Raw genomic sequence first — 25,347 nt, 5'->3', positions numbered from 1 at the left:
AAACGATTCGAAAAAACTGCGCCGCGTCAGAAAATCACATTCGAAAAAAGGGATTTGCGGCGTTTGCGCCAACATTTGCGACCGGGACATGCGCGGACCAAAAGAAAACCGGCCCTGAAACGGGCCGGTCTGTTATTCGGACTTCAGAGCTGTTTTACGCCAGCGAGCTGTCAATGCCCTTGCATGCGTCGATCAGACCCTTCACGGCGTTCACCGAGTTGTCGAACCCTGCCTGCTCGTCTTCGTTCAGCTTGATGTCAACGATACGCTCGACGCCGCCTGCGCCGATCACGGTCGGAACACCGACATAGAGCCCGTCTACACCCAGTTCGCCGTTGCAGTAGGCCGCGCATGGCAGAACGCGCTTCTGGTCTTTCAGATAGGCTTCGGCCATTTCGATCGCCGACGTTGCAGGCGCGTAATAGGCCGAACCGGTTTTCAGCAGGCCAACGATTTCGGCGCCGCCGTCACGGGTGCGCTGCACGATGGCGTCCAGTTTCTCTTGCGTGGTCCAGCCCATCTCGACCAGATCAGGCAGCGGAATACCGGCAACGGTCGAGTAACGGACCGACGGCACCATGGTATCGCCGTGGCCGCCCAAAACGAAGGCGGTGACGTCGCGCATCGAGACGTTGAACTCTTCCGACAGGAAGTGTGCAAAGCGCGCCGAGTCGAGCACCCCTGCCATGCCGCAGACCTTGTTGTGCGGCAGGCCCGAGAATTCGCGCAAGGCCCAGACCATCGCGTCCAGCGGATTGGTGATGCAGATCACGAACGCGTCGGGTGCGTGGGCTGCGATGCCTTCACCGACCGACTTCATGACTTTCAGGTTGATGCCCAGCAGATCATCGCGGCTCATGCCCGGTTTGCGGGCCACGCCTGCGGTCACGATGCACACATCCGCGCCAGCGATATCGGCATAGTCGCTGGTGCCTTTCATCGAGGCGTCGAACCCTTCCGAAGGGCCGGATTCAGCGATGTCGAGCGCCTTGCCCTGAGGCAGCCCGTCTGCGATGTCAAACAGGACAACGTCACCCAGTTCTTTGACAGCTGCGAGATGTGCGAGCGTGCCACCGATGTTCCCCGCGCCGATCAGCGCAATCTTGGGTCTGGCCATTTGGAATTTCTCCATATCCGGTCGGTATTGAAATCGCGGTCGTGCTAGTCGTTAAAACGTCAATAGGCAAGAGTTCTGCGACGTGGCATACAACCGCATACTGTTTGCAGGCCCCGCTTTGATTGCGCTAAACGGCCTTTGAGACAAGCCAAAACCGGGACTGTCACATGTTCGAATTGAACTTGATGTTTTTTGCCGTGGCGATCCCTGCCGTGATCTTTGCCGGTATTTCAAAGGGCGGTTTCGGTTCCGGCGTGGCATTTGCCTCGTCGTCGATTCTGGCCTTGATCCTGACGCCCGGGCAGGCTTTGGCCTTGATGCTGCCAATCTTGATGGTGATCGACGTGGCCACGTTAGGTCCCTATTGGAGGCGGTGGAGTTGGCCGGATTCCCGTCTGCTGATCCTTGGCGCGCTGCCCGGTGTGGCGGTGGGTGCGTGGCTTTACCGTGCAACGGATGATGATCTGTTGCGTCTGCTGATCGGTGGCATCTCGGTCGGGTTCGTAATCTGGCACATCGCGCAGTCGAAAGGGTTGGTGCGCGGGTTTGCCAGGCGATTGCCGCCGTCTTCCGGTTTGTTTGCCGGGCTGGTCGCGGGTTTCACAAGTTTCGTCAGCCATGCCGGCGGTCCTCCGGCAGCGGTCTATCTTTTGTCGCAACGCCTGACGAAAACCGAATTTCAAGCCAGTACGGTACTGGTTTTCTGGGTGATCAATATCGCGAAATTCATACCCTATGCGTATCTGGGTATGTTCACATGGCAGACGTTATGGGCGGATTTGCTGCTGACACCCTTTGCGATCCTGGGGGCATGGCTGGGCGTCCGGGCACATTTCATGTTGTCCGAACGCCTGTTCTTCGGGCTTGCCTATGTGCTGTTGACGCTCACCGGCAGCAAGTTGATCTGGGACGCGCTCACCTGATCAGGCATTGGGTGGCAGCGCCTCGGCCACCTCTTCAAAAGCCTGACCCGAAGCCACAAGGCAGGTGATCCCGTTTGGCAAAGTCGCCGTGATCGTCCAACTGCCGGTTTCGTCCGAGGCAAAAAGCTCCATGACGGCGCCTTTTCGGGCCAGTCCCAAACCCCTGCGCGTTTCGCCGTAGGCCTCGTGCAACCGTTCCAGCACAGCCTCTCTGGGCGCACAGTTTTGACCCTGAGCGTGCACATGTTGCGCGGCCAGGACCATGATCCCAAGCCCCATCGTCATCTTGAACACCGTCTTTTGCATGCCGCACCCTTTTTGATTCCAGCTGCCGATCAGGGTGCGTGGCAAGGGACGAAATCCGGTTAAGGGAACGCACGTTGCGTCGGGTTTGCTGCGGTGCGGCGATTTTGTGCTTGAACTTTCCTGCAAAAAATGTCCCATTCCGCGCAACTTTATTTCAATGGGAGTGGTCCATGGATCCTCGTCTGCGCCCCTATCGTTCGGTTCTCTACATTCCTGGTTCGAGGGACCGGGCCCTGGACAAGGCCCGATCTTTGCCTGTGGATGCGATCATCTTCGACCTGGAAGATGCAGTTGCAGCGGACGAAAAAGAAAACGCTCGCGAAACGCTGAAAGGGGCCTTGGCCGCTGGGGGCTATGGTGCGCGGGTCAAGATCGTCCGGATCAATGGGCTGGACACCGAATGGGGGCGTGCCGATGCCGAGGCGGTGCGCGACATGGATGCCGATGTTGTCCTGTTGCCCAAGGTGAATTCGGCGGCTGACGTGGATGCTCTGGCGGCGATCACCGGAGAATTGCCGATTTGGGCCATGATGGAAACGCCGCGCGGAATGCTGAACGCTGCCGAGATCGCGGCGCATCCGCTGATGGCCGGATTCGTGATGGGCACAAACGATCTGGCCAAAGAGCTGCAAACCCGCTTTCGCCCCGATCGCCTGCCGATGATGACTTCGCTGGGTCTGTGCCTGTTGGCCGCCAAGGCCGAAGGGCTGATCATCATTGATGGCGTTTACAACGCTTTCAAGGATGCCGAGGGTCTGGCCGCCGAGTGTGCGCAGGGCCGCGACATGGGCTTTGATGGCAAAACACTGATCCATCCGGCCCAGGTCGATGTGGCCAACACGGCCTTCGCACCATCGGATGACGAGATCGATCTGGCCCGCCGCCAAATTTCGGCATTCGAAGAGACCGAAGCGCAAGGGCAGGGTGTTGCCGTCGTGGATGGCAAGATCGTTGAAAACCTGCACGTTGCAACGGCCCGTGAAATTCTGGCAAAAGCAGAGGCGATTTCAGCTTTGCAAGCGGGGTAAGCCAGCATGGGCTTTGTTCTTCTGATCTTGGGCGTGGCACTGTGGTGGGCCGCGCATCTGTTCAAACGTGTGGCGCCTGAACGCCGTGCCGCGATGGGCGACGGGGGCAAGGGTGCAGTAGCCCTGGCGCTGGTAGCGTCGATCCTGCTGATGGTGTTCGGCTATCGCATGACCGACTTCATCTATGTCTGGGCGCCGCCGACCTTCCTGATTCACGTCAATAATCTGTTGGTTCTGATCGCGATCTTCATGATGAGCCCCGCGGGCACCAAAGGCCGGGTGCTGAACAAGTTTCGCCATCCGATGCTGGGTGGTTTCAAGCTGTGGGCCTTTGCGCATTTGCTGGTGAACGGAGATCTGGCCTCGATCATCCTGTTCGGCGGTCTTCTGGCATGGGCCGTGGTCGAAGTTGTTGTGATCAACAAGACCGAACCCGACTGGACGCCCAGTGAGCCGGGAACCTATGGCAAGGATGCCATGTTCTTTGTGGCGTCGATCGTGCTGCTGGGGATTATCGGATATATCCACGGCCTGGTCGGTCCGTCTCCGTTTGGCTCATGAGGACCTGACCCCATGGCGAAACTCTATCGTTTGTTGACCGAAGAAGACACGTCAGCCTTCTGCCACAAAGTGTCAGATGCGCTGGCGAAGGGATGGGAGCTGTACGGCGACCCGTCCTATGCCTTTGACTCAGCCAACAATGTAATGCGGTGTGCGCAGGCTGTGACCAAAGAGGTCGACGCCGACTATTCCCCCGACATGAAACTGGGACAGCAGTAATGGTAAAAACAAATCCGGGCCGATTCTTCGAGGATTATTCTGTAGGGCAGGTGTTGCATCACGCCGTGCCGCGCACAGTGACCGAGGGCGAACGCGGTTTGTATCACGCGCTTTATCCCGCGCGTCACGCGCTGTATTCTTCGGACGAATTTGCCCGGGATTGCGGTTTGCCGGAAAGTCCGCTTGATGATCTAGCGGCGTTTCATCTGGTGTTCGGCAAAACGGTTCCGGATGTCTCGTTGAACGCGGTTGCCAATCTTGGCTATGGTGAAGGCCGCTGGCTGAAACCCGTCTATGCCGGTGATACCCTGCGATCTGTGTCCGAGGTGATTGGCGTCAAACAGAATTCCAACGGGAAAACAGGTGTCGTCTGGGTCCGCACCCGTGGATTGAACCAATTGGACGAAGTCGTCATCGAATATGTCCGTTGGGTGATGGTGCGCAAGGCAGACGTGAATGCGCCAGCGCCCGAAACGGTTGTTCCCGAATTGAAGAAGGCCTTGACGCCCCAGGATCTGATCGTGCCCGAAGGTCTGGATTTCTCGAATTACGATTTCGCTTTGGCCGGTGAAGCGCATCGATGGGGCGACTATGAAATCGGAGAGAAAATCGACCACGTGGACGGCGTCACCGTGGAAGAGGCCGAACACATGCTGGCCACGCGATTGTGGCAGAACACCGCCAAGGTGCATTTCGATCTGACGTTCCGCCCGGAAGGCAGGTTGATCTATGGCGGGCACGTGATCTCGATGGCGCGGACATTGTCGTTCAATGGGCTTGCGAACGCGCAGATGATTGTCGGCCTGAATGGCGGCGCGCATGCCAACCCATGTTTCGCGGGCGACACGATCAAGGCCTGGTCCGAAGTTCTGGATAAGGCGGAAACCGGTGTTCCCGGCGTGGGTGCGATCCGCCTGCGTCTGGTGGCGACAAAGGGTGGTGATCCGTTCGTGTTGAAGAATGACGAGGGCCGGTATTTGCCGGATGTGCTTCTGGATCTCGATTATTGGGCGCTCATGCCGCAATAGGCCTGCTGACGGTAATGTGAGCCATTTGCGTGCAAGCCGTGTTAGGCTTGCACCATGCATATTCTGCGCGCGATATTGACCAGCGTTTGTCTGGCGCCGGCGGCTCAGGCCTGCGATCTGGCGCTGGCCTTGGCGGTTGATGTTTCCGGCTCGGTCGACGCCAGCGAGTTTCGTATCCAGATGGACGGGTTGGCCGCTGGTCTGCGCGACCCGATCGTGTCCGAGGCATTGGTTCGTGGTCAGGCTCAGTTGATGCTGGTGCAATGGACCGGGTCGTCGCGCCAGCAGGTCACAATCCCCTGGACTCGAGTCGACAGTTTCGCGGCGCTGGATCGTTTCGCCGATCAGGTTGCCGAAGATCCACGCATCTGGCGGAACTTCTCGACCGCGATTGGCGAGGCGCTGCACACGACGCTGGACGCGTTTGAGTCCGTATCCGATTGCAAACGGAGACTGATCGATCTGTCTGGGGACGGCGTATCCAATGAAGGCGTCGAACCGACGCAAGTTCACGCGGCTTTGCGGGACCGAGGCATTGTCGTCAATGCGTTGGCCATTGAAGAAAGTGAACCGGACCTGACGGCCTATTTCTTTGAGAATGTCATCGTGGGCGAAGGCGCTTTTGTCGTTTCGGCCTCGGGCTTCGCGGACTACCCGGAACGAATTCGCAAGAAACTGCTGCGCGAAGTGACGCAGCAAACAGCGGGCCTGAAATGACAGTCAGGAGATTCGTGATCACATGCCTTTGATCTTGAAATCGCTAACATTGATGAAGGGGAATGTTAAATGTGATCACGACAATATTTTGTGTGATCACATACCGGAATAATCCGTCAAATTGCGCTGAATTTAGTGGTTTTTGCACCCGCAGCACGTGACAGTGTCGCAAAAAACAGTAAAACGTTCGGTAGCCAACCGAAAAGGAGCCGCCATGGCCGATGTAAATCGGGGCAACCGCCCACTTTCGCCGCACCTGTCGATCTATCGTCCACAGCTGACGTCGGTCACATCCATCCTGACACGCATCACCGGAAACGCGCTACTGCTGGCGGCGCTGCTGATCGTCTGGTGGTTTCTGGCCGCAGCAACGTCGCCCGAGGCCTTCGCCGTTGCGAACGGAGTGATTACTTCGGTGCTTGGCGATCTGGTGATGGCTCTGTCCGTATGGGGTCTTTGGTATCACACGCTGGCCGGTGTACGGCACCTGATCTGGGACAATGCGATTGGGCTGGACCTTCCCACAGCGACAAAGCTGGGCTGGGCCGTTGTCATCGGATCGGTCGTGCTGACCCTTCTGACCCTTGTCATCGTCGCGTGATTGGAGGCCTGACATGCGTTATCTGACCGACCGCAAACGCGCCGCTGGCCTTGGCTCGGCGAAATCCGGCACCGCCCATTTCTGGGCGATGAAAGTCAGCTCGGTGGCTCTGCTGATCCTTGTGCCTTTGTTTGTTTTCACCTTCGGCCCGGTTCTGGGTCAGCCGTTTGACGTGGTACTTGAATACTATTCGCGGCCCTTCCCTGCCATCGTAGCAGCACTGACGCTGGCAGTTGGCTTCAAACACTTCGCAGACGGTGCGCAGGTGATGCTTGAGGACTATGTTCACGGCACGCTTGAAAAGGTCCTGATCATTCTGGTGACCTGCCTGTCCTACGGTGCGGCTGCGGCCGGCATCTTCGCCATCGCGCGCATTGCCCTCTAATTCCCGGAGCTGAAAGAAATGGCTGCATACGAATACGAAACGCATGAATATGACGTGGTCGTTGTTGGCGCCGGTGGGGCCGGTCTGCGGGCGACATTGGGTATGGCGGAACAAGGCCTGCGTACGGCCTGCGTGACCAAGGTTTTCCCAACCCGTTCTCATACCGTGGCCGCGCAGGGTGGCATTGCCGCGTCGTTGTCGAATATGGGCCCCGACCATTGGCAATGGCACATGTACGATACCGTCAAGGGCTCGGACTGGTTGGGCGATACCGACGCGATGGAGTACCTTGCCCGCGAGGCGCCAAAGGCGGTCTACGAGCTGGAGCACTATGGCGTTCCGTTCAGCCGTACGGAAGAGGGCAAGATCTATCAGCGCCCCTTCGGTGGACACACCACTGAATTCGGAGAAGGTCCTGCGGTACAACGCACCTGTGCAGCTGCCGACCGGACCGGCCACGCGATTCTGCATACACTGTATGGGCAGTCGTTGAAGAACAACGCCGAGTTCTACATCGAATATTTCGCCATTGACCTGGTCATGTCCGAAGACGGTCAATGTCAGGGTGTCGTCTGCTGGAAGCTGGACGATGGCACCATGCATGTCTTCAACGCCAAGATGGTGGTATTGGCGACCGGCGGCTATGGCCGTGCCTATTTCAGCGCCACCTCGGCCCATACCTGCACCGGCGATGGCGGCGGCATGGTGGCCCGTGCCGGGCTGGCCTTGCAGGATATGGAATTCGTTCAGTTCCACCCTACCGGCATCTACGGTTCGGGCTGTCTGATCACCGAAGGCGCGCGCGGCGAAGGCGGGTACCTGACAAACTCGGAAGGTGAACGGTTCATGGAGCGCTATGCGCCCCAGTACAAGGACCTCGCACCACGCGATTACGTTTCGCGCTCGATGACCATGGAAATCCGCGAGGGACGTGGCGTAGGGGCCGAAGGGGATCACATTCACCTGAACCTCAGCCACTTGCCTGCCGAAGCTCTGGCGGAGCGCCTGCCCGGTATCTCGGAAAGCGCCAAGATTTTTGCGGGTGTGGATGTCACGAAGGAACCGATCCCGGTTCTGCCCACCGTGCATTACAACATGGGCGGTATCCCCACGAACTATTGGGGTGAGGTTCTGAACCCAACTGCCGAGGATCCGACTGCGGTCGTTCCCGGTTTGATGGCCGTTGGCGAAGCCGGTTGTGCCTCGGTCCACGGTGCGAACCGACTGGGGTCGAACTCGCTGATTGACCTTGTGGTCTTTGGCCGGGCGGCGGCGATCCGGGCTGGCAAGGTTGTCGACGCCGAATCCCCCAACCCGGTTCTGAACCAGGCGTCGGTCGACAAGGCGTTTGACCGTTTTGATGCGGTGCGTAACGCCAGCGGTTCAATCCCAACCGCCGATCTTCGGCTTGAGATGCAAAAGACCATGCAGGCGGATGCGGCCGTGTTCCGAACCGCCAAGACCATGGCCGAAGGCGTCGAGAAGATGACGGCGATTGCCGCAAAGATGGACGACCTGAAGGTCACAGACCGTTCGTTGGTCTGGAACAGCGATCTGATGGAAACCCTTGAACTGACCAACCTGATGCCAAACGCGCTTGCCACCATCGTCGGCGCCGAGGCCCGCAAGGAATCCCGAGGGGCCCACGCGCATGAAGACTTCAGCGAGCGTGATGACGAAAACTGGCGTGTTCACACGGTCAGCCGGGTCGAGGGCAACAAGGTTGAGCTCAGCTATCGTCCGGTCATCGTTGATCCGCTGACGACCGAGGACCAAGGCGGTATCAGCTTGCAGAAAATCGCGCCCAAAGCGCGGACGTTCTAAGGGCTGGTCAGGAACAGGGGCGAGATGGCAGAGTTTTCTTCGACCGATTATTGGCAACGCCGATATGAGCGCGGCAAGACCTCGGGAGCGGGGTCTTACGGGCGTCTTGCTGTCTACAAAGCGAATTTCATCAACACGATGGTCGAGATGGAAGGCGTGGACTCGGTTGTAGAATTGGGATCGGGCGACGGAAATCAGGCGCAATTGTTTGATATCCCGAATTATACCGGTCTAGATGTCTCGGACCTCTGCGTTCGGCGCTGCAACGAAGTTTTTCGATCCCGCCCCAATTGGGTGTTCAAAAACGCCGATTCCGAGGTTGAGCCGCATGACGTTTCTCTTTCGCTGGATGTCATTTATCATCTGACCGAAGACAGCGTTTTCGAAAACTACATGCGGCGGTTGTTCGGACTGGCAAAGCGTTTTGTCGTTATCTATTCGTCTGATTTTGACCAGAACCCTTCCAACCAGCATGTGCGCCATCGCCCGTATTCCCTGTGGGTTGAAGAATTCATGCCCGGCTGGCAGCTCTATTGTGAAGAAGAGAACCCGTTTGCCGTCAAAGGGCATGCGCATGCCTCAAAGAACAGCTTTGCCGCGTTCAAAGTGTTCGAGCGGAGTTGAACGTGTGACTGGCGCAAGCACCATATCAACCCGGGAAGCCAAACAAGCCGCTTTTGATCATGTCACATGCCGGAGGGGCGTTCAAAAAAGCGCAAGTCATGGTGAAATCCCAGGCGTGCCAAGGCGTATGCTTTGCTGGTGCCCGCAATGACGGTCGAGAAACTCAAATCCGGGCAAAGCGATCCCAAGATCATCCTGATCGGCTTGAACCGCTGTGCGACGACCTCGTTTCACAAGCTGTTTCAGAACAGCGGGATTCCTTCGGTGCATTGGGAAGATGAACAGGGTCTAAACCTTGCACATCGGATGGTAACCAATATTGCCATGGGGCGCAGACCGCTGGATGGGTTTGGTGCCGTCCGGGCCTTCACCGATATCGCCTTTGTCAATTCGCGCTTCATGCTGGACGGCGCGCGTTTCTTTCGAGAGCTGCACGCGGCTTACCCCGACGCCTTTTTCTTGCTGAACACGCGCAATCGCGATGACTGGATCGCATCACGTGCCAACCATTCCGGCGGTAGGTACCTAGAGCGATGCTGCAAGGCCAATGGACAGACGGCCGACGAGGTAAAACGGGGCTGGGCGCATATGTATGACGTGCACCATTCCGAGGTCGAAGCTTTCTTTGACGACAACCCGCGCTTTCTGCGCTTTGATATCGACCGGGACGATCCGCAAAGCCTTGCGGATTGGCTTTCGCCGGATTTCGACGTGAACATCGCCCATTGGGGGCATTATAACCGAGGGGCGTCTGAATGCGCCCGGACAGGCTGAAAGGCGGCCTTGTGCTGAATGGAGAATTGACATGGTTCAACTGACCCTGCCCAAGAATTCCCGGATTACCACCGGCAAGACCTGGCCAAAGCCGGACGGCGCCACGAACGTGCGCAAGTTCCAAATCTATCGTTGGAACCCCGATGACGGGCAGAACCCGCGTGTCGACACCTATTTCGTTGATATGGATACGTGCGGTCCGATGGTACTGGACGCGCTGATCAAGATCAAAAACGAGATCGATCCGACGTTGACGTTCCGCCGGTCTTGCCGCGAAGGCATCTGTGGATCTTGCGCGATGAACATCGACGGGATCAACACACTGGCCTGTATCTATGGCATGGATGAGATCAAGGGCGATGTGAAAATCTATCCGCTGCCGCATATGCCGGTGGTCAAGGACCTGATCCCTGATCTGACTCATTTCTATGCCCAGCATGCGTCCATCATGCCGTGGCTGGAAACCAAGACCAATCGCCCTGCGAAGGAATGGAAACAATCCATCGAAGATCGCAAGAAGCTGGATGGTCTTTATGAATGCGTGATGTGCGCCAGCTGCTCGACCTCATGCCCCAGCTACTGGTGGAATGGTGATCGCTATCTTGGCCCCGCGGCCTTGCTGCATGCCTATCGCTGGATCATCGACAGCCGGGATGAAGCCACTGGTGAGCGTCTGGATGAACTGGAAGATCCGTTCAAGCTCTACCGCTGTCACACCATCATGAACTGCGCCAAGACCTGTCCGAAAGGTCTGAACCCGGCCAAGGCGATTGCCGAGATCAAGAAGATGATGGTCGAGCGCGCGGTCTAAACACAGGCCCGATTTGCGATTTTCGCATGTCCATCTTGCAAAAATAGGCGATGCAGCCCCGGCTGCATTGCCTTATTTTTTTGGCAGGGAGGAGTGATGAGCTTTAGTCAGGATCACTCCAATGAGCAAAGACACATCCAAACGGAAAAGCGCCGCCCAAGACGCGCTGGAACTGCTTGAACAGGCATGGGCCTATTACACGCCCGAACCTGCGAAGGCTGACAAGGAACCAGAGCTTTTCGAATACGCAAACGCAGCCTGATGCAGGCGGCAAGGCTTGCAAACTGACGGTTTATCGGCAAAGCAGAGGGATGCCTGTTCTTCTGCTTCTTCTGGCGGCCGGCGTGTTTGCCTATTTCCTCTGGCGCTCGCGCCATTCCGGGCTGACACGTGATTGCAGGTGGCGGCAGGACAAGAGCCACGGCATCTGGCGGTGCAGCTTCTGCGGTGCCAAAATCACTGCACTGGACCAACCTTTGCAGTGTTTGAAGGCGCGTGACCCCTGAAAGATAGGGCTTTCCGAGGGTTGAATAATGCGCCACTCTACCCGGCATGACCGTTTCAGAAAACACTCTCCACCCGCCTGAAGATGCCGAAGCCCGTCGCGCGGTTTCCCCTGTCATCTGTTACCCGAACGAGGCATTGCCGCGACCGGATGTGACTTGGATGAAGTCCCTTCGCGAACGCGCAAGCAAAACGGGCGAAGTGCTGGTGCCGCCACGTGATGCACGTTGTTTTGAAGTGCCTGCCGGCCATTTCTTTCGCATCACTTCCGTCGAGGGGCCGCAGGTTGGCGATCTGAACCTCTGGAACCGAAACGACCTGTCGGAACGCTTCTATTCCGGAAAAACCCGGGCGCTGCATGGCACGCATCTGACCACCGGAGAGCGGATGTGGTCCAGTTTTCCTCATCTGCGCCCGATGGCCACGATTATTGCGGATACGCTGGAGTGGTACGGGATCGATTCCTATGGGGGGTCGGTTCATGACGTCATCGGCACGCGATGCGATCCGTATACGGGCAACCTTTTGTCCGGTACGCAATATCATCATTGTTGCCACTCCAACCTGACCCGCGCGCTTGCGGATCACCTCAATATTCCGCTGACCGAAGCCGAACCAGCGGTGCACGACGTACTGAACGTCTTCATGTGTACCGGTTTCACCCGCGACACGGGTCAGTACTTCATGAAAGCCTCACCCGTGCGCCCCGGAGATTTTCTTGAATTTTTTGCCGAGATTGATTTGCTGGGAAACCTCAGCGCCTGCCCGGGCGGGGATTGTTCCTCGGAACATTCCTCGGACACGGCTGCATGCCACCCCTTGCTGGTCGAGGTATTCGCTCCTGCCAGTGGTGATTTGAAGGGGTGGGACAGCCCTGCGAGCAATGGTTATGATCGCTCGCACGGGCGTTAGCAAAGGCAGGCACCCGTTTCCTCGTGCCTGCCCACCATCAGCTGTTGGGGAACGCAGCCTGAAGCGCAATTTCCACCATTTCACCAAAGCTGCTTTCACGTTCTGACGATGGCAGGGCCTCTCCGGTCAACAGGTGGTCGGAAACAGTGAGAACGGCCAAGGCGCGGCATTTGTGGCGCGCCGCCAGGATATAGAGTTCGGCCGCTTCCATCTCGACCCCCAGAATGCCGTGACGCACCATCTGTTCATTGAGATCTGGACGTTCGTCATAAAAGACATCTGACGAGTAAATTCCACCAACATGGGTCGGCGTTCCCTTGGCGGCAGCCGCTGTGGCGGCAGCTTGCAGAAGCCCCCAATCGGCGCAGGGCGCAAAGTTGAGCTCTTTCATGATGCCGCGCGACGGCGTGCTCAGCGTGGTTGATGTCATGGCCAGAATAACGTCACGAATTTTGACGCTGTCCTGCATCCCCCCGCAGGATCCGATGCGGATCAGGGTTTTCGCATCGTAATCGCGGATCAACTCGTTTACATAAATGGAAAGGGACGGCATTCCCATGCCGCTTCCCTGAATTGTTACGGGGTTTCCCTTCCAGTTTCCGGTAAAGCCAAGCATTCCCCGAACGTTATTGACCTGTTTGGCATCATCCAAAAACGTCTCGGCCGCCCATTTCGCCCGGTAGGGATCCCCGGGCAATAGAACGGTTTCAGCTATTTCGCCTTTTTCGGCGCCAATATGAATTGTCATTTTCCAAATCGCTCAGATTAGATTTCCAGATCAGAAATATCCGCGCCTGCCGTCAGCGCGTCATGCACCCATTGAGGTTTGCGGCCGCGACCGGTCCAGGTTTGATCGGGATTCTCCGGATTACGGTATTTAGCCTTTGTTTTTGTTGGCTTAACACTGCGCGACGTTTCTTCGGACAGTTCAGACAAAGAGAAGCCGAATTCTGCCGCAGCCTTTTCTGCAGCTTTCAAAGCCTCCTGACGTTCGCGTTTTTCTGCCCTGACCAAAGCTTTTTCAATGTCATTGCGCAAAGCCAAAAGGTCTTTGCGCGACATATTCTCAAGATTGATCCCCATCATTCTTCTCCATCAGATAATAACTACGGTGCACATGAGCGCGCACCGTAATTCCAATTATCAGCGTATTCCATCCCGAATTTTTCAGAGACGGAAACAGGAGAAAAAGTGCCTTGCAGCTAATTTACTCTGCGGCGAGGTTCCGAGGATCCGCCAGAGTAACAATATCGCCCATTATCGAATTGAGTTCGAAGTTTTTCGGGGTGTAGACCTTGGCCACACCCATGGTTTTCAGTTTTTCGGCATCTTCGTCCGGAATAATGCCGCCCACCACTACTGGGATATGAGATAACCCTGCCTGCCGCAGACGTTCCATGACGTCTTTGACCAGTGGAAGGTGGCTGCCGGACAGGATCGACAGTCCAATGACATGCGCGTCATCTTCGCGGGCGGCCGCAACGATTTCTTCGGGTGTCAGGCGAATGCCCTCATAGCTGATGTCCATACCGCAATCGCGGGCACGGAAGGCGATCTGTTCGGCACCGTTGGAATGGCCGTCCAGCCCGGGTTTGCCTACAAGGAACTTCAGACGCCGGCCCAGCTTGTCGCTGACGGCATCAACGGCGGCACGCAGGTCGTCCAGCCCTTCGGTCTTGTTCGAAACAGACCCCGAAACACCAGTTGGGCCGCGATAGGTTCCATAGACTTTGCGCATTTCTTCGGCCCATTCGCCCGTTGTCGCGCCGGCCTTTGCGGCGGCAACGGACGGTTCCATGATGTTTGCCCCGGTCTGTGCCGCTTCACGCAGCGCGGCCAGGGCAGCGGTTACGGCCGCTTCGTCCCGTTCTGCGCGCCACGTGTTCAGGCGGTCGATCTGTTCTTGTTCCACGGCAGGATCAACAACCATGATGCCACCGTCTTCGGTTTGCAGGGGTGATGCCTCGCCTTCGATCCATTTGTTCACACCAACAACAACGGTTTCATTGCGTTCGATCCGGTTCAGGCGTTCAGCGTTGGAATCCACCAGTCGGGACTTCATGTATTCGATCGAAGCGACCGCGCCGCCCATCGAATCCAGGTTGGCCAGTTCGGCCCGCGCGCCTTCTTTCAACTCTTTCACCTTGGCATCGACAGCGGGGTTGCCATCGAACAGGTCATCGTATTCCAGGAGATCGGTTTCGTAGGCCAGGATCTGCTGCATCCGCATCGACCACTGCTGGTCCCACGGGCGCGGCAGACCCAGCGCCTCGTTCCAGGCGGGCAACTGCACCGCTCGGGCGCGGGCATTCTTCGACAGGGTAACGGCCAGCATCTCGATCAGGATGCGATAGACGTTGTTTTCGGGCTGCTGCTCGGTCAGGCCCAGAGAGTTCACCTGCACGCCATAGCGGAATCGACGGAATTTCGGATTTTCAACGCCATAGCGTTGTTGCAGGATCTCATCCCAAAGATCCACGAAGGCACGCATTTTGCACATTTCGGTGACAAAGCGGATGCCAGCATTCACAAAAAAGGAAATCCGGCCGCATAGCGCCGGGAAATCCTCGGCAGGTACACGTGGGCGCAATTCGTCCAGCACGGCGATGGCAGTGGCTAGGGCATAGGCCAGTTCCTGCTCTGGGGTCGCACCTGCCTCTTGCAGGTGATACGAGCACACGTTCATCGGGTTCCATTTCGGAACATTGGTATAGCAATACTCGGCCACGTCCGCGATCATCTTGAGCGACGGCTTGGGCGGGCAAACATAAGTGCCGCGGCTCAGGTATTCCTTGATCAGGTCGTTTTGAACTGTGCCCTGTAGTTTGGATACATCCGCGCCTTGCTCTTCCGCGACGGCGATATAAAGCGCCAAAAGCCATGGCGCAGTGGCGTTGATCGTCATCGATGTGTTCATCTGCTCAAGCGGAATCTGGTCAAACAGAACCCGCATGTCGCCCAGATGACAGACCGGCACACCGACCTTGCCGACTTCACCGCGGGCCAAGGTGTGGTCGCTGTCATAGCCTGTTTGCGTGGGCAGATCGAAGGCCACGGACAGACCGGTTTGGCCTTTCGCAAGATTCCCCCGATAAAGCGCGTTCGAGGCTTTGGCCGTGGAATGACCGGCATAGGTTCGGATGAGCCAGGGGCGATCTTTCTGCGTCTGCGTCATAGCGGGGCCTCGCGTTTCAGTGGGCAATAAAATTACGTCTTAAGGTTCTAAAGCGCAATTTTCGGGACATGTCAATTCGCTGCGTTGCGGCATGTCGCAATTGTTCAGATTGTGGGCGGCTGTGATTGGTGGCAATCTGCCGCCATGACGCAAACCGTGGAACTTCCGCTTTGGCTTTTCGTGCTGATCGTGGTCTTTGCCATGGTCACTTTCGCATCGCATTTCCTGTTTCCATCCGTCCGCTGGTTTTTCCGTCGCAGACTGGAACGCGCGGTGGCGCGCCTGAACCAGCGCCTTCAACGCCCGATCCAGCCCTTCAAGCTGGCGCGTCGGCACGACATGATCCAGCGCTTGATTTATGATCCGCAGGTCGGCCAGGCGGTTCAGCAACATGCCCGTGAAACCGGCATGCCCGAGGCCGTCGCCTCGGAGCAGGCACGTCGTTATGCCCGAGAGATCGTTCCGTCCTTTTCCGCCTTCGCCTATTTCAGCTTTGCGATCCGGTTGGCCCGCTTGCTGAGCAACACATTCTACGAGGTGCGGCTTAGCTATCAGGACGAAGAATCCGTCAGGAGCATTGACCCCGAAGCTACCGTTGTCTTTGTCATGAACCACCGGAGCAACATGGATTACGTTTTGGTCACGTATCTTGCAGCCCGACATTCTGCACTGTCTTATGCTGTCGGAGAGTGGGCCCGGGTCTGGCCGCTCAGCCGATTGATCCGGGCGATGGGGGCGTATTTTATCCGGCGCAAGTCCGGCAGCGAACTCTATCGTCAGGTTCTATCCACCTATGTGCGCCACGCAACCGAAGCCGGCGTAACTCAAGCCATGTTTCCAGAAGGCGGGCTGAGCCTGACCGGGGCTATTGCGCGCCCCAAGCTTGGACTGCTCAAATATATTATGGATGGAACGTCGCCACAGGGGCGCGATGTGGTGTTTGTCCCGGTTGCCCTGAATTACGACCGTGTGTTGGAAGACACCATCCTGACCCGCGCAGCACTTGGGACAGAGCGACGGTTTCGCGCACGGATCGGCGTCATCACGCGCTGGATAGTGAAACAGATCTGGCGTCGTTTGATCGGCCGATACAAGCGGTTCGGTCTGGCGTCCGTCCGGTACGGCAGGCCGATCTCTCTCAGGGAATTCCGGGCTGAAGGCAGTGACGACATGATGACGGATTTGGCCCGGGCGCTGATGCAGCGTATCCAGCATGCTATTCCGCTGGTGCCGGCACCAGCGGCCTGTTTGCTGGTGCGCGACAACGGCCCGATGTCCGAAGAAGACGTGCTGTCACAAATCCGACAGATGATGGAGCGCGATGATCCGCAGACCAAGGACAATTCGCAGGCCATATCAAATGCTCTGGATCAACTGGTTGAACGCCGGATTCTGAACCGACAGGGGAATATGCTGTCCGTATCAGGTCAGCGCGGCGATCTTCTGGACTATTACGCCGCATCCGTCCCAACGGATTCAAGTTACCAGGTTTCTGCAGCCGCAAAATAGCTTTCTGCAACCGCTGGGTCATAAAATTACAATATGGCACCAAAAACGGTTGCAATATTACTCATCGACCAATATTCCAGTCTGTGAAGCGCGCGATTCTGCGTCGCGGCAAAGGCACTGAACAGAGGAGGCCGGCATGGCTTTGGACACCGAAAGTGGTATCGCGTCGTACGAGGCACCTGAAAAAGATCTGTATGAAATGGGTGAAATCCCACCCATGGGATATGTCCCAAAGCAAATGTACGCTTGGGCCATTCGCAAAGAACGTCATGGTGAGCCGAACACCGCCATGCGGCAGGAAGTTGTAGATGTTCCAACCTTGGACAGCAACGAAGTGTTGGTTCTGGTTATGGCCGCAGGGGTCAACTATAACGGCGTCTGGGCCGCTCTGGGGCAGCCGATCAGCCCGTTTGACGGTCACAAAGCACCCTACCATATCGCGGGTTCGGATGCGTCGGGCATCGTTTGGGCCGTTGGCGACAAGGTGAAGCGCTGGAAAGTTGGCGATGAGGTTGTGATCCACTGCAACCAGGACGACGGCGATGACGAGGAATGCAACGGCGGTGATCCGATGTATTCGCCCAGCCAGCGGATCTGGGGCTATGAAACGCCGGATGGCTCGTTCAGCCAGTTCACCCGCGTGCAGGCACAGCAGCTTATGCCGCGCCCCAAGCATCTGACATGGGAAGAAGCGGCGTGCTACACCCTGACGCTGGCAACCGCATACCGGATGCTGTTTGGCCACGAGCCACACGATCTCAAACCGGGTCAGAATGTCCTGGTCTGGGGCGCATCCGGGGGTCTGGGGTCCTACGCAATCCAATTGATCAATACCGCAGGCGCAAATGCAATCGGTGTGATTTCAGACGAAAGCAAGCGTGATTTCGTTATGGGGCTGGGCGCCAAAGGTGTTCTGAACCGTCGCGACTTCAACTGCTGGGGTCAATTGCCCACGGTCAACACACCGGAATATGCCGAATGGTTCAAAGAGGCCCGCAAATTCGGCAAGGCGATCTGGGACATAACCGGCAAAGGCAACAATGTTGACATGGTGTTCGAACACCCGGGTGAAAGCACTTTCCCGGTATCGACCTTCGTTGTGAAAAAAGGCGGTATGGTCGTGATTTGCGCCGGAACATCGGGTTTCAACTGTACATTCGATGTGCGCTACATGTGGATGCACCAAAAGCGTTTGCAGGGCTCGCACTTTGCTCATCTGAAGCAGGCGGCAGCCGCGAACAAGCTGATGGTCGAGCGCCGCCTTGACCCCTGTATGTCCGAGGTGTTCACCTGGAATGACTTGCCCGAGGCCCACATGAAAATGCTGCGGAACGAGCACAAGCCGGGCAATATGTCCGTTCTTGTTCAGGCGCCGCGTACTGGTCTGCGTACCCTCGAGGAAGTCCTGGACGCAGGTTGATAACGCGCCAGGGTTGTAGACAAAAAACGCCCGCGAATCACTTTGCTGGTTCGCGGGTCTTTTGTGTTTTTTAGGCCTCTGACAATCTTTCAAATGCTTGCAATTTTGCCCATCGCTATTTTTGGGGAGTAGAAACCGGTGAATAGGCCAAAAAAGATCATACATGTTATGGTTGTGTTAACCCTTCGTTAACTGTTTCAGAGAGACCCTGATGGCGCAAAATGAGTGGATATTGGACGTATTGTCGGACCTCAATGCTTTCGCCGTTGCGAATGGTTTGACCGCGCTTGCAGAGCAGCTTGATGACACAAGACTGATCGCGGCTGCCGAGATTGCGTCCTTGAAGAACGAGGCACGAGCGCCCGCGAATGGCAACGAAGGTCGATTTGGGTCAAATCCTTCAGGATTTGGAAAACACCAACACGCTTGAAGAACTCAGCGCCGTAGCTGAGCGTTTGCGGGACGCGTTGAAGGTCGAGCACCTGACGTATCACTGGGTTGACGGTGCCGGAGATCAATACGGCTACACCACCTATTCAGACGCCTGGGATGAGCGCTACAGGGAAAAAAACTATCACCGTATCGACCCTGTGATCTTGGGGTGTTTCCAGCGGTTTCATCCGGTTGACTGGAAGTCGTTGGATTGGTCCGGCAAGGTGGCAAAGGCTTTCCTTCTGGATGCGCAAAACCATGGCGTTGGAAATCAGGGGTATTCCATCCCAATTCGGGGTCCAAATGGTCAGTTCGCCCTGTTCACGGTCAACCACAGTTGTGATGATCAAACCTGGAAGAACTTTATCTCGACTTACGGGCGAGATTTGATTCTTGTTGCGCATTACATAAATCGCAAGGCGCTGGAGTTTGAAAAAGACAGGCAGCCGGACTGCCCGCGCAGCTTGTCGCCAAGGGAAATCGACGCGATCACACTTTTGGCGTTGGGATACAGCCGCGCCCAAGTGGCCCATTCCCTGACGATTTCCGAGCATACGTTGCGCGTTTACATTGAAAGCGCGCGCTCAAAGCTGGGCGCACATAACACAACCCACGCAATCGCCACGGCACTCAGCCGGGGATTAATAGTGGTTTAAGAGGCGAACGGCCTCCACACGCAAAATTAACCACGACTCTGTACTCCCTTCGTTCCTGCACAGGACGACAAGGGGAACAAGTCATGTTGCGTTATCTATATGCCGATGAGATACACAGATTTCCGACTCTGGCAGAGGGGATGTTCAAAGATCGTGCGGATCAGTTCAAGACCCGGTTGGGGTGGGATGTCCACGTCAACGAGAAGGGCGAAGAACGGGACGAATACGATGATCTCAATCCGCTTTATGTCATCTGGGAAGAGCCGGATGGCAGCCACGGAGGGTCGATGCGTGTATTGCCTACGACCGGTCGGGTGATGATCAATGAGGTTTTTGGTCATCTGAATGGCGGCAAGCCGATTTGCAGCCCCCTGATCTGGGAGGTCACCCGGTTCTGCCTGTCCCGAACAGCCAGCCCGCATACTGCCGGCGCCATCATGTTGAGCGGCGGTGAAATGATGGAAGGTTTCGGCCTGACGCATATTGCCGGTGTATTCGATGCCCGGATGATCAGAATCTATCGCCTGATTGGGTCATCGCCCGAGGTTCTGGGAACCCAGGGCAGCGGGCGCGATCAGATTTCAGTCGGATTGTGGCCCTATTCCGCGGATGACTGCAACCGTGTGGCAGAGCGTGCGGGCATCCCGCGCGACCTGTCTCGGATGTGGTTCAAGGCCGCATTCGGGCCGAAGAGACAGCACCGGTTCGCCCTGTCCGCTTAAGTGTCGGAAAACGCCAATCGACATCTGGTGATGGCTGGCGCGGCCCTGTAGGGTCGCGCCATGTCCTTGCCGAATGTAACGTTCTCAGATGATCAGGCCGCCGCGTATGACAGCATCGCCGAGATGCTGCGGGCAGCAGGTGTTGATCTGGAAGATGATGCCCTTCTGAAACTGCCGGGCGCAGGAAAATCCGGTGTGATGGCCGTGATCGGCAAAGCCGGCTCGGGCAAAACACTGCTGTTGGCCGAGCTGTACAAGGCACTGGCAGAGACGGGTGTTCAGATCGTGTCCGGCGATTATGAAAGCCGCAAATCGAAAGACAAGCGCAGCCTTGCCATCCTGGCCCCGACGAACAAGGCTGCAAGCGTTCTGCGATTGCGCGGCGTGCCTGCGACCACGATTCACCGAATATTGTACACGCCGGTTTATGATCCGGAATATGAGCGCATTGCGGAATGGCTGGCCGGCAATGACGAACGCCCCGATATCGAAGGTTTGACGGATGAAGCCTTGGATCGTGCGGCTGCTTTTTACCAAAACAACAAATCGATCCCCGGGGCGTTGGCCGCCGCCGGTTTGCGAGGGTCGGATTTCATCACCGGGTGGAAGCGCCGTGATGAACCGCTTGATATCGGGTTCGTCGATGAGGCGTCGATGCTGGATGACCGCCAGTTCGATGATCTCAAAGAGATTTTTCCGACCCTTCTGTTGTTCGGCGATCCGGCTCAGCTGGCACCGGTAAATCAGTCCGGCAGCATGGTGTTCGAGGCTTTGCCCGAGCCCAGGAAGCTGACACTTCAGCGCGTGCACCGCCAGGATGCAGACAACCCAATTCTGGATCTTGCGCATGCGCTGGCTGACCCGGCAATGGGCTTCGAGGATTTCGAGCGACTGATCGAAGAAACAGCCCGTCGGGATGATCGGGTTGTCTGGGGCCAGCGGGTTGAGGTCGATCTGATGGCCCGAAGCCCGGTTCTCGTCTGGCGCAACGCCACGCGCATTCGTTTGATACAGGCCTTCAGGCAAGTTCACGGCGCACCGGATACAGAATTGCTGGCAGGTGAACCGCTCATTTGTGATGGGATCGAATTGCCCCTGAAACATCGCAAGAAACGGCTGGACCTTGAGGCGCGTGGGCTGATCAAAGGAGCTCAGGTGGTATATCTGGGGCCGGGACGAAAGCCGGGGTTCTCGCGTCTTCACGTGGTGGGGGCCGAAGACCCGCAGGTCAGTGCAGCGTCTATTGTGCAGATCGAAAAACCGGACGAGGAAGAGCCTTTTATTCCCTACGCTGCCCGCATGGGGGCGACCTTTTTGCACGGAGCGGCCGTGACGATCCACAAGGCGCAGGGGTCACAATGGGATACGGTTCAGGTGTTCGCTCCGGACCTCTATGCCGCCGCTCGTATGGGCCGGACCGAGGCCGGACAGCCATTGTGGAAGCGTCTGGCATATGTCGCGATCACGCGCGCGCAAGAGCGGTTGATCTGGGTGGTGCGAAATCGCCTGTCAAAGCCCACGCACCCCCTGCGTGTGGATGACTTGAGGGCGATTCCGGCGGCGTCGCTGACATTGGAGGCGGAAGAGACATGAAATCCATCATCGTAACGGGTGCCAGTTCAGGTATCGGCCGGGCAACGGCCCTGCTGTTCTTGTCCCAAGGGTGGACGGTCGGGCTGTTGGCGCGCAGCAAAGACAAACTGGATGCTCTGGCAAAAGAGCATCAGGCAGCCATCGTCCTGCCTGCGGATGTGACCGACCCGAATGCGGTTGGACAGGCTTTTCGGTCTTTTACAGACCGCACCGGGCGGCTGGATGTTCTGTTCAACAACGCCGGGATCTTTGCGCCGGGCGGCACGATCGACGAGATCGCTCTGGACGATTGGTACCAAAGCGTCAACGTGAACCTGAACGGCATGTTCCTCTGCGCGCGTGAAGCTTTCAAAATCATGCGTCACCAAAATCCACAGGGCGGCCGGATCATAAACAACGGCTCGATAGCGGCACATGTTCCGCGCCCGAATTCGGTACACTATTCGGCCACAAAGCACGCCATTACAGGGCTGACGCGCAGCCTTTCGTTGGATGGGCGTCGCTTTGGAATCGCCTGCGGGCAGATTGATATCGGAAACGCGCGTACACAGATGGTTCAGGGCCTTGTTAACGCGGCGCAAGCCGCTGGCGAGACACCGGACCCGACGATGGCCGTGGAAGACGCCGCGCGTTCGGTTCTGCATATGGCAAGCCTGCCGCCCGAGGCCAACGTGCAGTTCATGACCGTCATGGCCACAACCATGCCCTATATCGGCCGAGGATGACGGTTACTTTTCTCGCAACAGCCGGAAGGCTGTCGAGGCGCCCCAGCCTGCCGCGATCGCTATAACCAGCGACATCAGACCGTACCAGACGGGTTGCTGGCGGGACATATTGTACAAAAAACGCTCTAGGCCAACTTTCCGAACATCAATGATCGTTTCATATTGCGAGACGACCTCTCCGCCACGGGTCAGGAAAATCCGGGCGGTATAATCGCCTTCGGTCAGGTCGGCGGGCATATCGATCGAGGTGCGGAACAGGGTCTGTTCATCCACTGCCACGGTATTTTCGCGGATCGAATACAGGTGTTCGTGTTCTCGAATTCTTATTACGGCGTCTGCAAAATCTTGTGCGCCCCGGATATGCATCGCGGCACCGACCGAGCGGATCGCGCGTTCGATCGAAATCCGGTAGCGCAGGTCTTCGGTGTCGGACAGGATGTCGTCAAAGGGTCCGCTGGTTGCGACGGCGTAAAAGCTGGGTGCAAGATCGACAAGAACACTGTCGGTGTTCACCCAGATCCCAAGCTTGCGTTCCTTGCGTCGCACGGTGACAGGCTCGGACGGACCAGCAACCGCGACGATGACTTCGACCGGAGGGCCTGAAGGGATTGGGGTTTCCCGCTTGATTGCCCCAAATATCAGAAGTTCCGATCCGTCGAATGTCGCGGTGATGGCAACCCGGTCCTGGCTGAGACCAAGGACAACCTGCTCTTCCGCCGCCAAAGCGGGCATGCAGAACAAGCACAGGGCGGCAATAAACGAACGCAACATCCTCAGTGCCCTCCACCGCTGCCAAGCGAGTAGAGCTCGGCAGGTTCAATAAGCAGATCAAGTGCCAGCTTGCCACATACGGCCAGTACCAGAGCGGCAAGCAGCACGCGCAATTGTTCCGCCGGCATGCGGGCTCCGATCACGGTTCCGATCTGGGCGCCAATGACGCCGCCCACCAGCAACAAGACCGCCAGAACAACATCAACCGTATAGTTGGTGGTGGCGTGCAGCATCGTGGTGAAGGCTGTCACAAAGATGATCTGGAACAGCGACGTGCCGACAACGACCTTGGTCGGCATACCCAGCAAATAGATCATGGCAGGAACCATGATGAAGCCGCCGCCAACGCCCATGATCGCGGACAAAACCCCAACGCACAGACCGACCAAAGCTGGCGGGATGACCGAGATATACAGGCCCGAGGTGCGGAAACGCATTTTGAAGGGCATGGCATGGACCCAGCCCCGCTGCCGACGCTTGGCAGGGGCCGCGCCGCCTTTCTTGGCTTTACGCAGGGCCCTCAGGCTTTCGACAAACATCAGGCTGCCGATGACGCCAAGAAAAACAACGTAACAGAGTGTCACCAGCAGATCGACCTGACCCAGGCTTTTGAGATAGTTGAAGACAACCACGCCCAGAGCGGCCCCAACAAGCCCGCCAACCAGCAATACCGTTCCCATCTTGAGGTCCACGGTCTTTCGTCGGAAATGTGCCAGAACTCCGGAAAAGGATGATGCGACGATCTGATTGGCTTCGGTAGCAACAGCCACCGCCGGCGGAATACCGATGAAGAACAGCAGCGGGGTCATCAAAAAGCCGCCACCGACACCGAACATGCCGGACAGGATGCCGACCATACCGCCCAACCCCAACAAGAGGAAAGCGTTTACTGAGACTTCGGCGATGGGCAGGTAAATGTGCATGGTACCGTTACTTTGCGTATGGCCGTGGCTTGCCTGTTATGGGTTGAGATTTCAAGGGTGGTAATTGTCGTGTGCCGTGGGTCAAACAACATCAAACTCCCCCGGGTTCCGCCAAAGAAAAGATCTCTTCTGGCGGTAGAAAAAGGTCAAACCCGATTTTACCGGCGACGCCCATGACAAGAAGCGCCAAAAGGATACGCAATTGTTCGGCTTTCAGACGTGCACCAATCTGCGTTCCCAATTGCGCACCCAAAACACCGCCCAGCAACAGGAACAGGGCGAGGACAACATCGACACTGTAGTTGGTCGACGCATGTATCATCGTTGTGAACCCGGCAACGAAAATGATCTGGAACAGGGATGTCCCGATAACCACCTTTGTCGGGATGCCAAGGACATAGATCATTGCGGGAACCATGATGAACCCACCGCCGACTCCCATGATCGCCGACAGAACACCAACGCCGAAACCGACCAGCGCCGGAGGTATGACAGAGATGTAAAGTCCAGACGCCGGGAACCGCTTCTTGAACGGCAGGGCGTGAACCCAGGTTCGCTGACGTCGCTTGGGGGCAGGACCATTGCCTGACCGGCTGGCCTTTCGGATGGCCGCAAGGCTTTCGATAAACATCAGGGTTCCGATGGCGCCCAAAAACACGACATAGCAAAGCTGTACCGCCAGATCGACCTGCCCGAGATGCTTCAGGAAATTGAAAACCACCATTCCAAGGGCCGCACCAAATAGCCCTCCGGCCAGCAGAACGCTTCCCATTTTCAGGTCCACGGTCTTGCGTCTGAGATGGGCCAGCAAGCCCGAAATAGACGAGGCAACAACCTGATTTGCTGATGTGGCCACAGCAATCGCCGGGGGTATGCCGATAATGAACAGCAACGGGGTGATCAAAAACCCGCCTCCAACCCCGAACATGCCGGACAGAATGCCGACAGCCCCGCCGATCCCCAAAAGCAGGAATGGGCTGACAGAAACTTCTGCTATGGGAAGGTATACGTGCATACCCTCTTAGAACGGTTGCGGCATGCAAAATCAACTCTGCATGCCGCTCCGCAGCGAACAGGACTGAAACTC

28 protein-coding genes are annotated in these 25,347 nt (G+C 57.1%); 20 read left to right on the top strand and 8 right to left on the bottom strand.

The genetic code is table 11. The features are described from left to right. Positions 1–154: 154 nt before the first annotated feature. A complete protein-coding gene (mdh, locus tag GS611_RS09295) occupies positions 155–1,117 on the bottom strand; it encodes a malate dehydrogenase (protein WP_117870353.1) in 963 nt (320 codons plus the stop codon). 167 nt (positions 1,118–1,284) lie between these two features. Here mdh and GS611_RS09290 point away from each other — a divergent pair, with 167 nt between their 5' ends. Next, positions 1,285–2,040: a sulfite exporter TauE/SafE family protein gene (locus GS611_RS09290; RefSeq protein ID WP_171634941.1), complete on the top strand. Its 756-nt coding sequence runs from the start codon at positions 1,285–1,287 to the stop codon at positions 2,038–2,040. Here the strand turns inward: GS611_RS09290 and GS611_RS09285 are convergent, their stop codons facing one another. Then, positions 2,041–2,346 (bottom strand): hypothetical protein, encoded by a 306-nt coding sequence (locus tag GS611_RS09285; protein WP_171634939.1) that lies wholly within the window; start codon positions 2,344–2,346, stop codon positions 2,041–2,043. Positions 2,347–2,516: 170 nt separating this feature from the next. On the opposite strand from GS611_RS09285, the gene GS611_RS09280 reads away from it, so the two are divergent. From GS611_RS09280 to GS611_RS09220, 13 genes are all read left to right on the top strand, one after another. Next, complete coding sequence (locus tag GS611_RS09280) at positions 2,517–3,374, top strand: CoA ester lyase (protein WP_152456833.1); 858 nt, start codon at positions 2,517–2,519, stop codon at positions 3,372–3,374. 6 nt (positions 3,375–3,380) lie between these two features. Further along, positions 3,381–3,935 (top strand): NnrU family protein, encoded by a 555-nt coding sequence (locus tag GS611_RS09275; RefSeq protein WP_171634936.1) that lies wholly within the window; start codon positions 3,381–3,383, stop codon positions 3,933–3,935. Positions 3,936–3,947: 12 nt separating this feature from the next. Continuing rightward, positions 3,948–4,154: a DUF1737 domain-containing protein gene (locus tag GS611_RS09270; RefSeq protein ID WP_171634933.1), complete on the top strand. Its 207-nt coding sequence runs from the start codon at positions 3,948–3,950 to the stop codon at positions 4,152–4,154. Continuing rightward, positions 4,154–5,182, top strand: a complete 1,029-nt coding sequence (locus GS611_RS09265) for a MaoC family dehydratase (protein ID WP_171634931.1) — start codon at positions 4,154–4,156, stop codon at positions 5,180–5,182. Before GS611_RS09270 ends, GS611_RS09265 begins: the two co-directional genes overlap by 1 nt. Before the next feature lie 54 nt (positions 5,183–5,236). Continuing rightward, positions 5,237–5,899 (top strand): DUF1194 domain-containing protein, encoded by a 663-nt coding sequence (locus GS611_RS09260; RefSeq protein WP_171171150.1) that lies wholly within the window; start codon positions 5,237–5,239, stop codon positions 5,897–5,899. Positions 5,900–6,113: 214 nt separating this feature from the next. Next, a complete protein-coding gene (sdhC, locus tag GS611_RS09255) occupies positions 6,114–6,500 on the top strand; it encodes a succinate dehydrogenase, cytochrome b556 subunit (protein WP_152456838.1) in 387 nt (128 codons plus the stop codon). Between the two features lie 13 nt (positions 6,501–6,513). Further along, positions 6,514–6,885 carry a succinate dehydrogenase, hydrophobic membrane anchor protein gene (gene sdhD, locus GS611_RS09250; RefSeq protein WP_117870336.1) on the top strand — a complete coding sequence of 124 codons (372 nt, stop codon included), beginning with the start codon at positions 6,514–6,516 and terminating at the stop codon, positions 6,883–6,885. Positions 6,886–6,903: 18 nt separating this feature from the next. After that, positions 6,904–8,709, top strand: a complete 1,806-nt coding sequence (sdhA, locus tag GS611_RS09245) for a succinate dehydrogenase flavoprotein subunit (protein ID WP_171634928.1) — start codon at positions 6,904–6,906, stop codon at positions 8,707–8,709. Positions 8,710–8,733: 24 nt separating this feature from the next. Further along, entirely contained in the window at positions 8,734–9,333 is a 600-nt protein-coding gene (locus GS611_RS09240; protein ID WP_171634926.1) for a class I SAM-dependent methyltransferase, read from the top strand. A 147-nt stretch (positions 9,334–9,480) separates the two neighbouring features. After that, positions 9,481–10,107 carry a sulfotransferase gene (locus GS611_RS09235; protein ID WP_171634924.1) on the top strand — a complete coding sequence of 209 codons (627 nt, stop codon included), beginning with the start codon at positions 9,481–9,483 and terminating at the stop codon, positions 10,105–10,107. A 31-nt stretch (positions 10,108–10,138) separates the two neighbouring features. Next, positions 10,139–10,918, top strand: a complete 780-nt coding sequence (locus GS611_RS09230; RefSeq protein ID WP_152456842.1) for a succinate dehydrogenase iron-sulfur subunit — start codon at positions 10,139–10,141, stop codon at positions 10,916–10,918. A 121-nt stretch (positions 10,919–11,039) separates the two neighbouring features. Beyond that, positions 11,040–11,180 carry a hypothetical protein gene (locus GS611_RS09225; RefSeq protein ID WP_171634922.1) on the top strand — a complete coding sequence of 47 codons (141 nt, stop codon included), beginning with the start codon at positions 11,040–11,042 and terminating at the stop codon, positions 11,178–11,180. Between the two features lie 290 nt (positions 11,181–11,470). Next, on the top strand, positions 11,471–12,334 hold the full coding sequence (locus GS611_RS09220; protein ID WP_171634920.1) for a DUF1989 domain-containing protein: 864 nt from the start codon (positions 11,471–11,473) through the stop codon (positions 12,332–12,334). Between the two features lie 37 nt (positions 12,335–12,371). Here GS611_RS09220 and deoD read toward each other — a convergent pair whose 3' ends face one another. From deoD to GS611_RS09205, 3 genes are all read right to left on the bottom strand, one after another. Then, on the bottom strand, positions 12,372–13,082 hold the full coding sequence (gene deoD / locus GS611_RS09215) for a purine-nucleoside phosphorylase (RefSeq protein WP_171634918.1): 711 nt from the start codon (positions 13,080–13,082) through the stop codon (positions 12,372–12,374). Positions 13,083–13,099: 17 nt separating this feature from the next. Continuing rightward, on the bottom strand, positions 13,100–13,417 hold the full coding sequence (locus GS611_RS09210) for an H-NS family nucleoid-associated regulatory protein (protein WP_171634916.1): 318 nt from the start codon (positions 13,415–13,417) through the stop codon (positions 13,100–13,102). 124 nt (positions 13,418–13,541) lie between these two features. Continuing rightward, entirely contained in the window at positions 13,542–15,536 is a 1,995-nt protein-coding gene (locus GS611_RS09205; RefSeq protein WP_256420053.1) for a protein meaA, read from the bottom strand. Between the two features lie 117 nt (positions 15,537–15,653). Here GS611_RS09205 and GS611_RS09200 point away from each other — a divergent pair, with 117 nt between their 5' ends. From GS611_RS09200 to GS611_RS09175, 6 genes are all read left to right on the top strand, one after another. Next, on the top strand, positions 15,654–17,018 hold the full coding sequence (locus GS611_RS09200; protein WP_171634912.1) for a 1-acyl-sn-glycerol-3-phosphate acyltransferase: 1,365 nt from the start codon (positions 15,654–15,656) through the stop codon (positions 17,016–17,018). A 136-nt stretch (positions 17,019–17,154) separates the two neighbouring features. After that, entirely contained in the window at positions 17,155–18,438 is a 1,284-nt protein-coding gene (gene ccrA / locus GS611_RS09195; protein ID WP_171634911.1) for a crotonyl-CoA carboxylase/reductase, read from the top strand. A 368-nt stretch (positions 18,439–18,806) separates the two neighbouring features. Further along, positions 18,807–19,526: a LuxR family transcriptional regulator gene (locus GS611_RS09190; protein ID WP_171634910.1), complete on the top strand. Its 720-nt coding sequence runs from the start codon at positions 18,807–18,809 to the stop codon at positions 19,524–19,526. An 83-nt stretch (positions 19,527–19,609) separates the two neighbouring features. Next, on the top strand, positions 19,610–20,248 hold the full coding sequence (locus GS611_RS09185) for an acyl-homoserine-lactone synthase (protein ID WP_171634909.1): 639 nt from the start codon (positions 19,610–19,612) through the stop codon (positions 20,246–20,248). Positions 20,249–20,308: 60 nt separating this feature from the next. Continuing rightward, positions 20,309–21,841: an ATP-dependent RecD-like DNA helicase gene (locus GS611_RS09180; RefSeq protein ID WP_171634908.1), complete on the top strand. Its 1,533-nt coding sequence runs from the start codon at positions 20,309–20,311 to the stop codon at positions 21,839–21,841. After that, positions 21,838–22,566 (top strand): SDR family oxidoreductase, encoded by a 729-nt coding sequence (locus GS611_RS09175; RefSeq protein WP_171634905.1) that lies wholly within the window; start codon positions 21,838–21,840, stop codon positions 22,564–22,566. Before GS611_RS09180 ends, GS611_RS09175 begins: the two co-directional genes overlap by 4 nt. Before the next feature lie 3 nt (positions 22,567–22,569). On the opposite strand, the gene GS611_RS09170 is transcribed toward GS611_RS09175, so the two are convergent. From GS611_RS09170 to GS611_RS09160, 3 genes are all read right to left on the bottom strand, one after another. After that, on the bottom strand, positions 22,570–23,337 hold the full coding sequence (locus GS611_RS09170; RefSeq protein ID WP_171634903.1) for a TIGR02186 family protein: 768 nt from the start codon (positions 23,335–23,337) through the stop codon (positions 22,570–22,572). A gap of 2 nt (positions 23,338–23,339) precedes the next feature. Beyond that, positions 23,340–24,260: a sulfite exporter TauE/SafE family protein gene (locus GS611_RS09165; protein WP_171634900.1), complete on the bottom strand. Its 921-nt coding sequence runs from the start codon at positions 24,258–24,260 to the stop codon at positions 23,340–23,342. 91 nt (positions 24,261–24,351) lie between these two features. Beyond that, positions 24,352–25,275: a sulfite exporter TauE/SafE family protein gene (locus GS611_RS09160; RefSeq protein ID WP_171634897.1), complete on the bottom strand. Its 924-nt coding sequence runs from the start codon at positions 25,273–25,275 to the stop codon at positions 24,352–24,354. Between the last annotated feature and the right edge of the window lie 72 nt (positions 25,276–25,347).

The sequence above is a fragment of the Ruegeria sp. HKCCD6119 genome, from assembly GCF_013110585.1.
Taxonomy (GTDB): Bacteria; Pseudomonadota; Alphaproteobacteria; order Rhodobacterales; family Rhodobacteraceae; genus Ruegeria.
The sequence above is the reverse complement of the archived record's forward strand: the minus strand, read 5'-3'. Positions and strand labels throughout refer to the sequence as shown.

Excerpts from the sequence above, each read along its gene's own strand:
- sdhA (WP_171634928.1), top strand. The coding sequence starts at position 6,904 with ATGGCTGCATACGAATACGAAACGCATGAATATGACGTGGTCGTTGTT.
- sdhD (WP_117870336.1), top strand. The coding sequence starts at position 6,514 with ATGCGTTATCTGACCGACCGCAAACGCGCCGCTGGCCTTGGCTCGGCG.
- GS611_RS09180 (WP_171634908.1), top strand. The coding sequence starts at position 20,309 with ATGTCCTTGCCGAATGTAACGTTCTCAGATGATCAGGCCGCCGCGTAT.
- sdhC (WP_152456838.1), top strand. The coding sequence starts at position 6,114 with ATGGCCGATGTAAATCGGGGCAACCGCCCACTTTCGCCGCACCTGTCG.
- GS611_RS09270 (WP_171634933.1), top strand. The coding sequence starts at position 3,948 with ATGGCGAAACTCTATCGTTTGTTGACCGAAGAAGACACGTCAGCCTTC.
- GS611_RS09235 (WP_171634924.1), top strand. The coding sequence starts at position 9,481 with ATGACGGTCGAGAAACTCAAATCCGGGCAAAGCGATCCCAAGATCATC.
- GS611_RS09280 (WP_152456833.1), top strand. The coding sequence starts at position 2,517 with ATGGATCCTCGTCTGCGCCCCTATCGTTCGGTTCTCTACATTCCTGGT.
- GS611_RS09210 (WP_171634916.1), bottom strand. The coding sequence starts at position 13,417 with ATGGGGATCAATCTTGAGAATATGTCGCGCAAAGACCTTTTGGCTTTG.
- deoD (WP_171634918.1), bottom strand. The coding sequence starts at position 13,082 with ATGACAATTCATATTGGCGCCGAAAAAGGCGAAATAGCTGAAACCGTT.
- GS611_RS09275 (WP_171634936.1), top strand. The coding sequence starts at position 3,381 with ATGGGCTTTGTTCTTCTGATCTTGGGCGTGGCACTGTGGTGGGCCGCG.
- GS611_RS09285 (WP_171634939.1), bottom strand. The coding sequence starts at position 2,346 with ATGCAAAAGACGGTGTTCAAGATGACGATGGGGCTTGGGATCATGGTC.
- GS611_RS09290 (WP_171634941.1), top strand. The coding sequence starts at position 1,285 with ATGTTCGAATTGAACTTGATGTTTTTTGCCGTGGCGATCCCTGCCGTG.
- GS611_RS09190 (WP_171634910.1), top strand. The coding sequence starts at position 18,807 with ATGGCAACGAAGGTCGATTTGGGTCAAATCCTTCAGGATTTGGAAAAC.
- GS611_RS09200 (WP_171634912.1), top strand. The coding sequence starts at position 15,654 with ATGACGCAAACCGTGGAACTTCCGCTTTGGCTTTTCGTGCTGATCGTG.
- GS611_RS09240 (WP_171634926.1), top strand. The coding sequence starts at position 8,734 with ATGGCAGAGTTTTCTTCGACCGATTATTGGCAACGCCGATATGAGCGC.
- GS611_RS09160 (WP_171634897.1), bottom strand. The coding sequence starts at position 25,275 with ATGCACGTATACCTTCCCATAGCAGAAGTTTCTGTCAGCCCATTCCTG.
- GS611_RS09220 (WP_171634920.1), top strand. The coding sequence starts at position 11,471 with ATGACCGTTTCAGAAAACACTCTCCACCCGCCTGAAGATGCCGAAGCC.
- GS611_RS09230 (WP_152456842.1), top strand. The coding sequence starts at position 10,139 with ATGGTTCAACTGACCCTGCCCAAGAATTCCCGGATTACCACCGGCAAG.
- GS611_RS09185 (WP_171634909.1), top strand. The coding sequence starts at position 19,610 with ATGTTGCGTTATCTATATGCCGATGAGATACACAGATTTCCGACTCTG.
- GS611_RS09260 (WP_171171150.1), top strand. The coding sequence starts at position 5,237 with ATGCATATTCTGCGCGCGATATTGACCAGCGTTTGTCTGGCGCCGGCG.
- ccrA (WP_171634911.1), top strand. The coding sequence starts at position 17,155 with ATGGCTTTGGACACCGAAAGTGGTATCGCGTCGTACGAGGCACCTGAA.
- GS611_RS09265 (WP_171634931.1), top strand. The coding sequence starts at position 4,154 with ATGGTAAAAACAAATCCGGGCCGATTCTTCGAGGATTATTCTGTAGGG.
- GS611_RS09165 (WP_171634900.1), bottom strand. The coding sequence starts at position 24,260 with ATGCACATTTACCTGCCCATCGCCGAAGTCTCAGTAAACGCTTTCCTC.
- GS611_RS09175 (WP_171634905.1), top strand. The coding sequence starts at position 21,838 with ATGAAATCCATCATCGTAACGGGTGCCAGTTCAGGTATCGGCCGGGCA.
- mdh (WP_117870353.1), bottom strand. The coding sequence starts at position 1,117 with ATGGCCAGACCCAAGATTGCGCTGATCGGCGCGGGGAACATCGGTGGC.
- GS611_RS09225 (WP_171634922.1), top strand. The coding sequence starts at position 11,040 with ATGAGCAAAGACACATCCAAACGGAAAAGCGCCGCCCAAGACGCGCTG.
- GS611_RS09170 (WP_171634903.1), bottom strand. The coding sequence starts at position 23,337 with ATGTTGCGTTCGTTTATTGCCGCCCTGTGCTTGTTCTGCATGCCCGCT.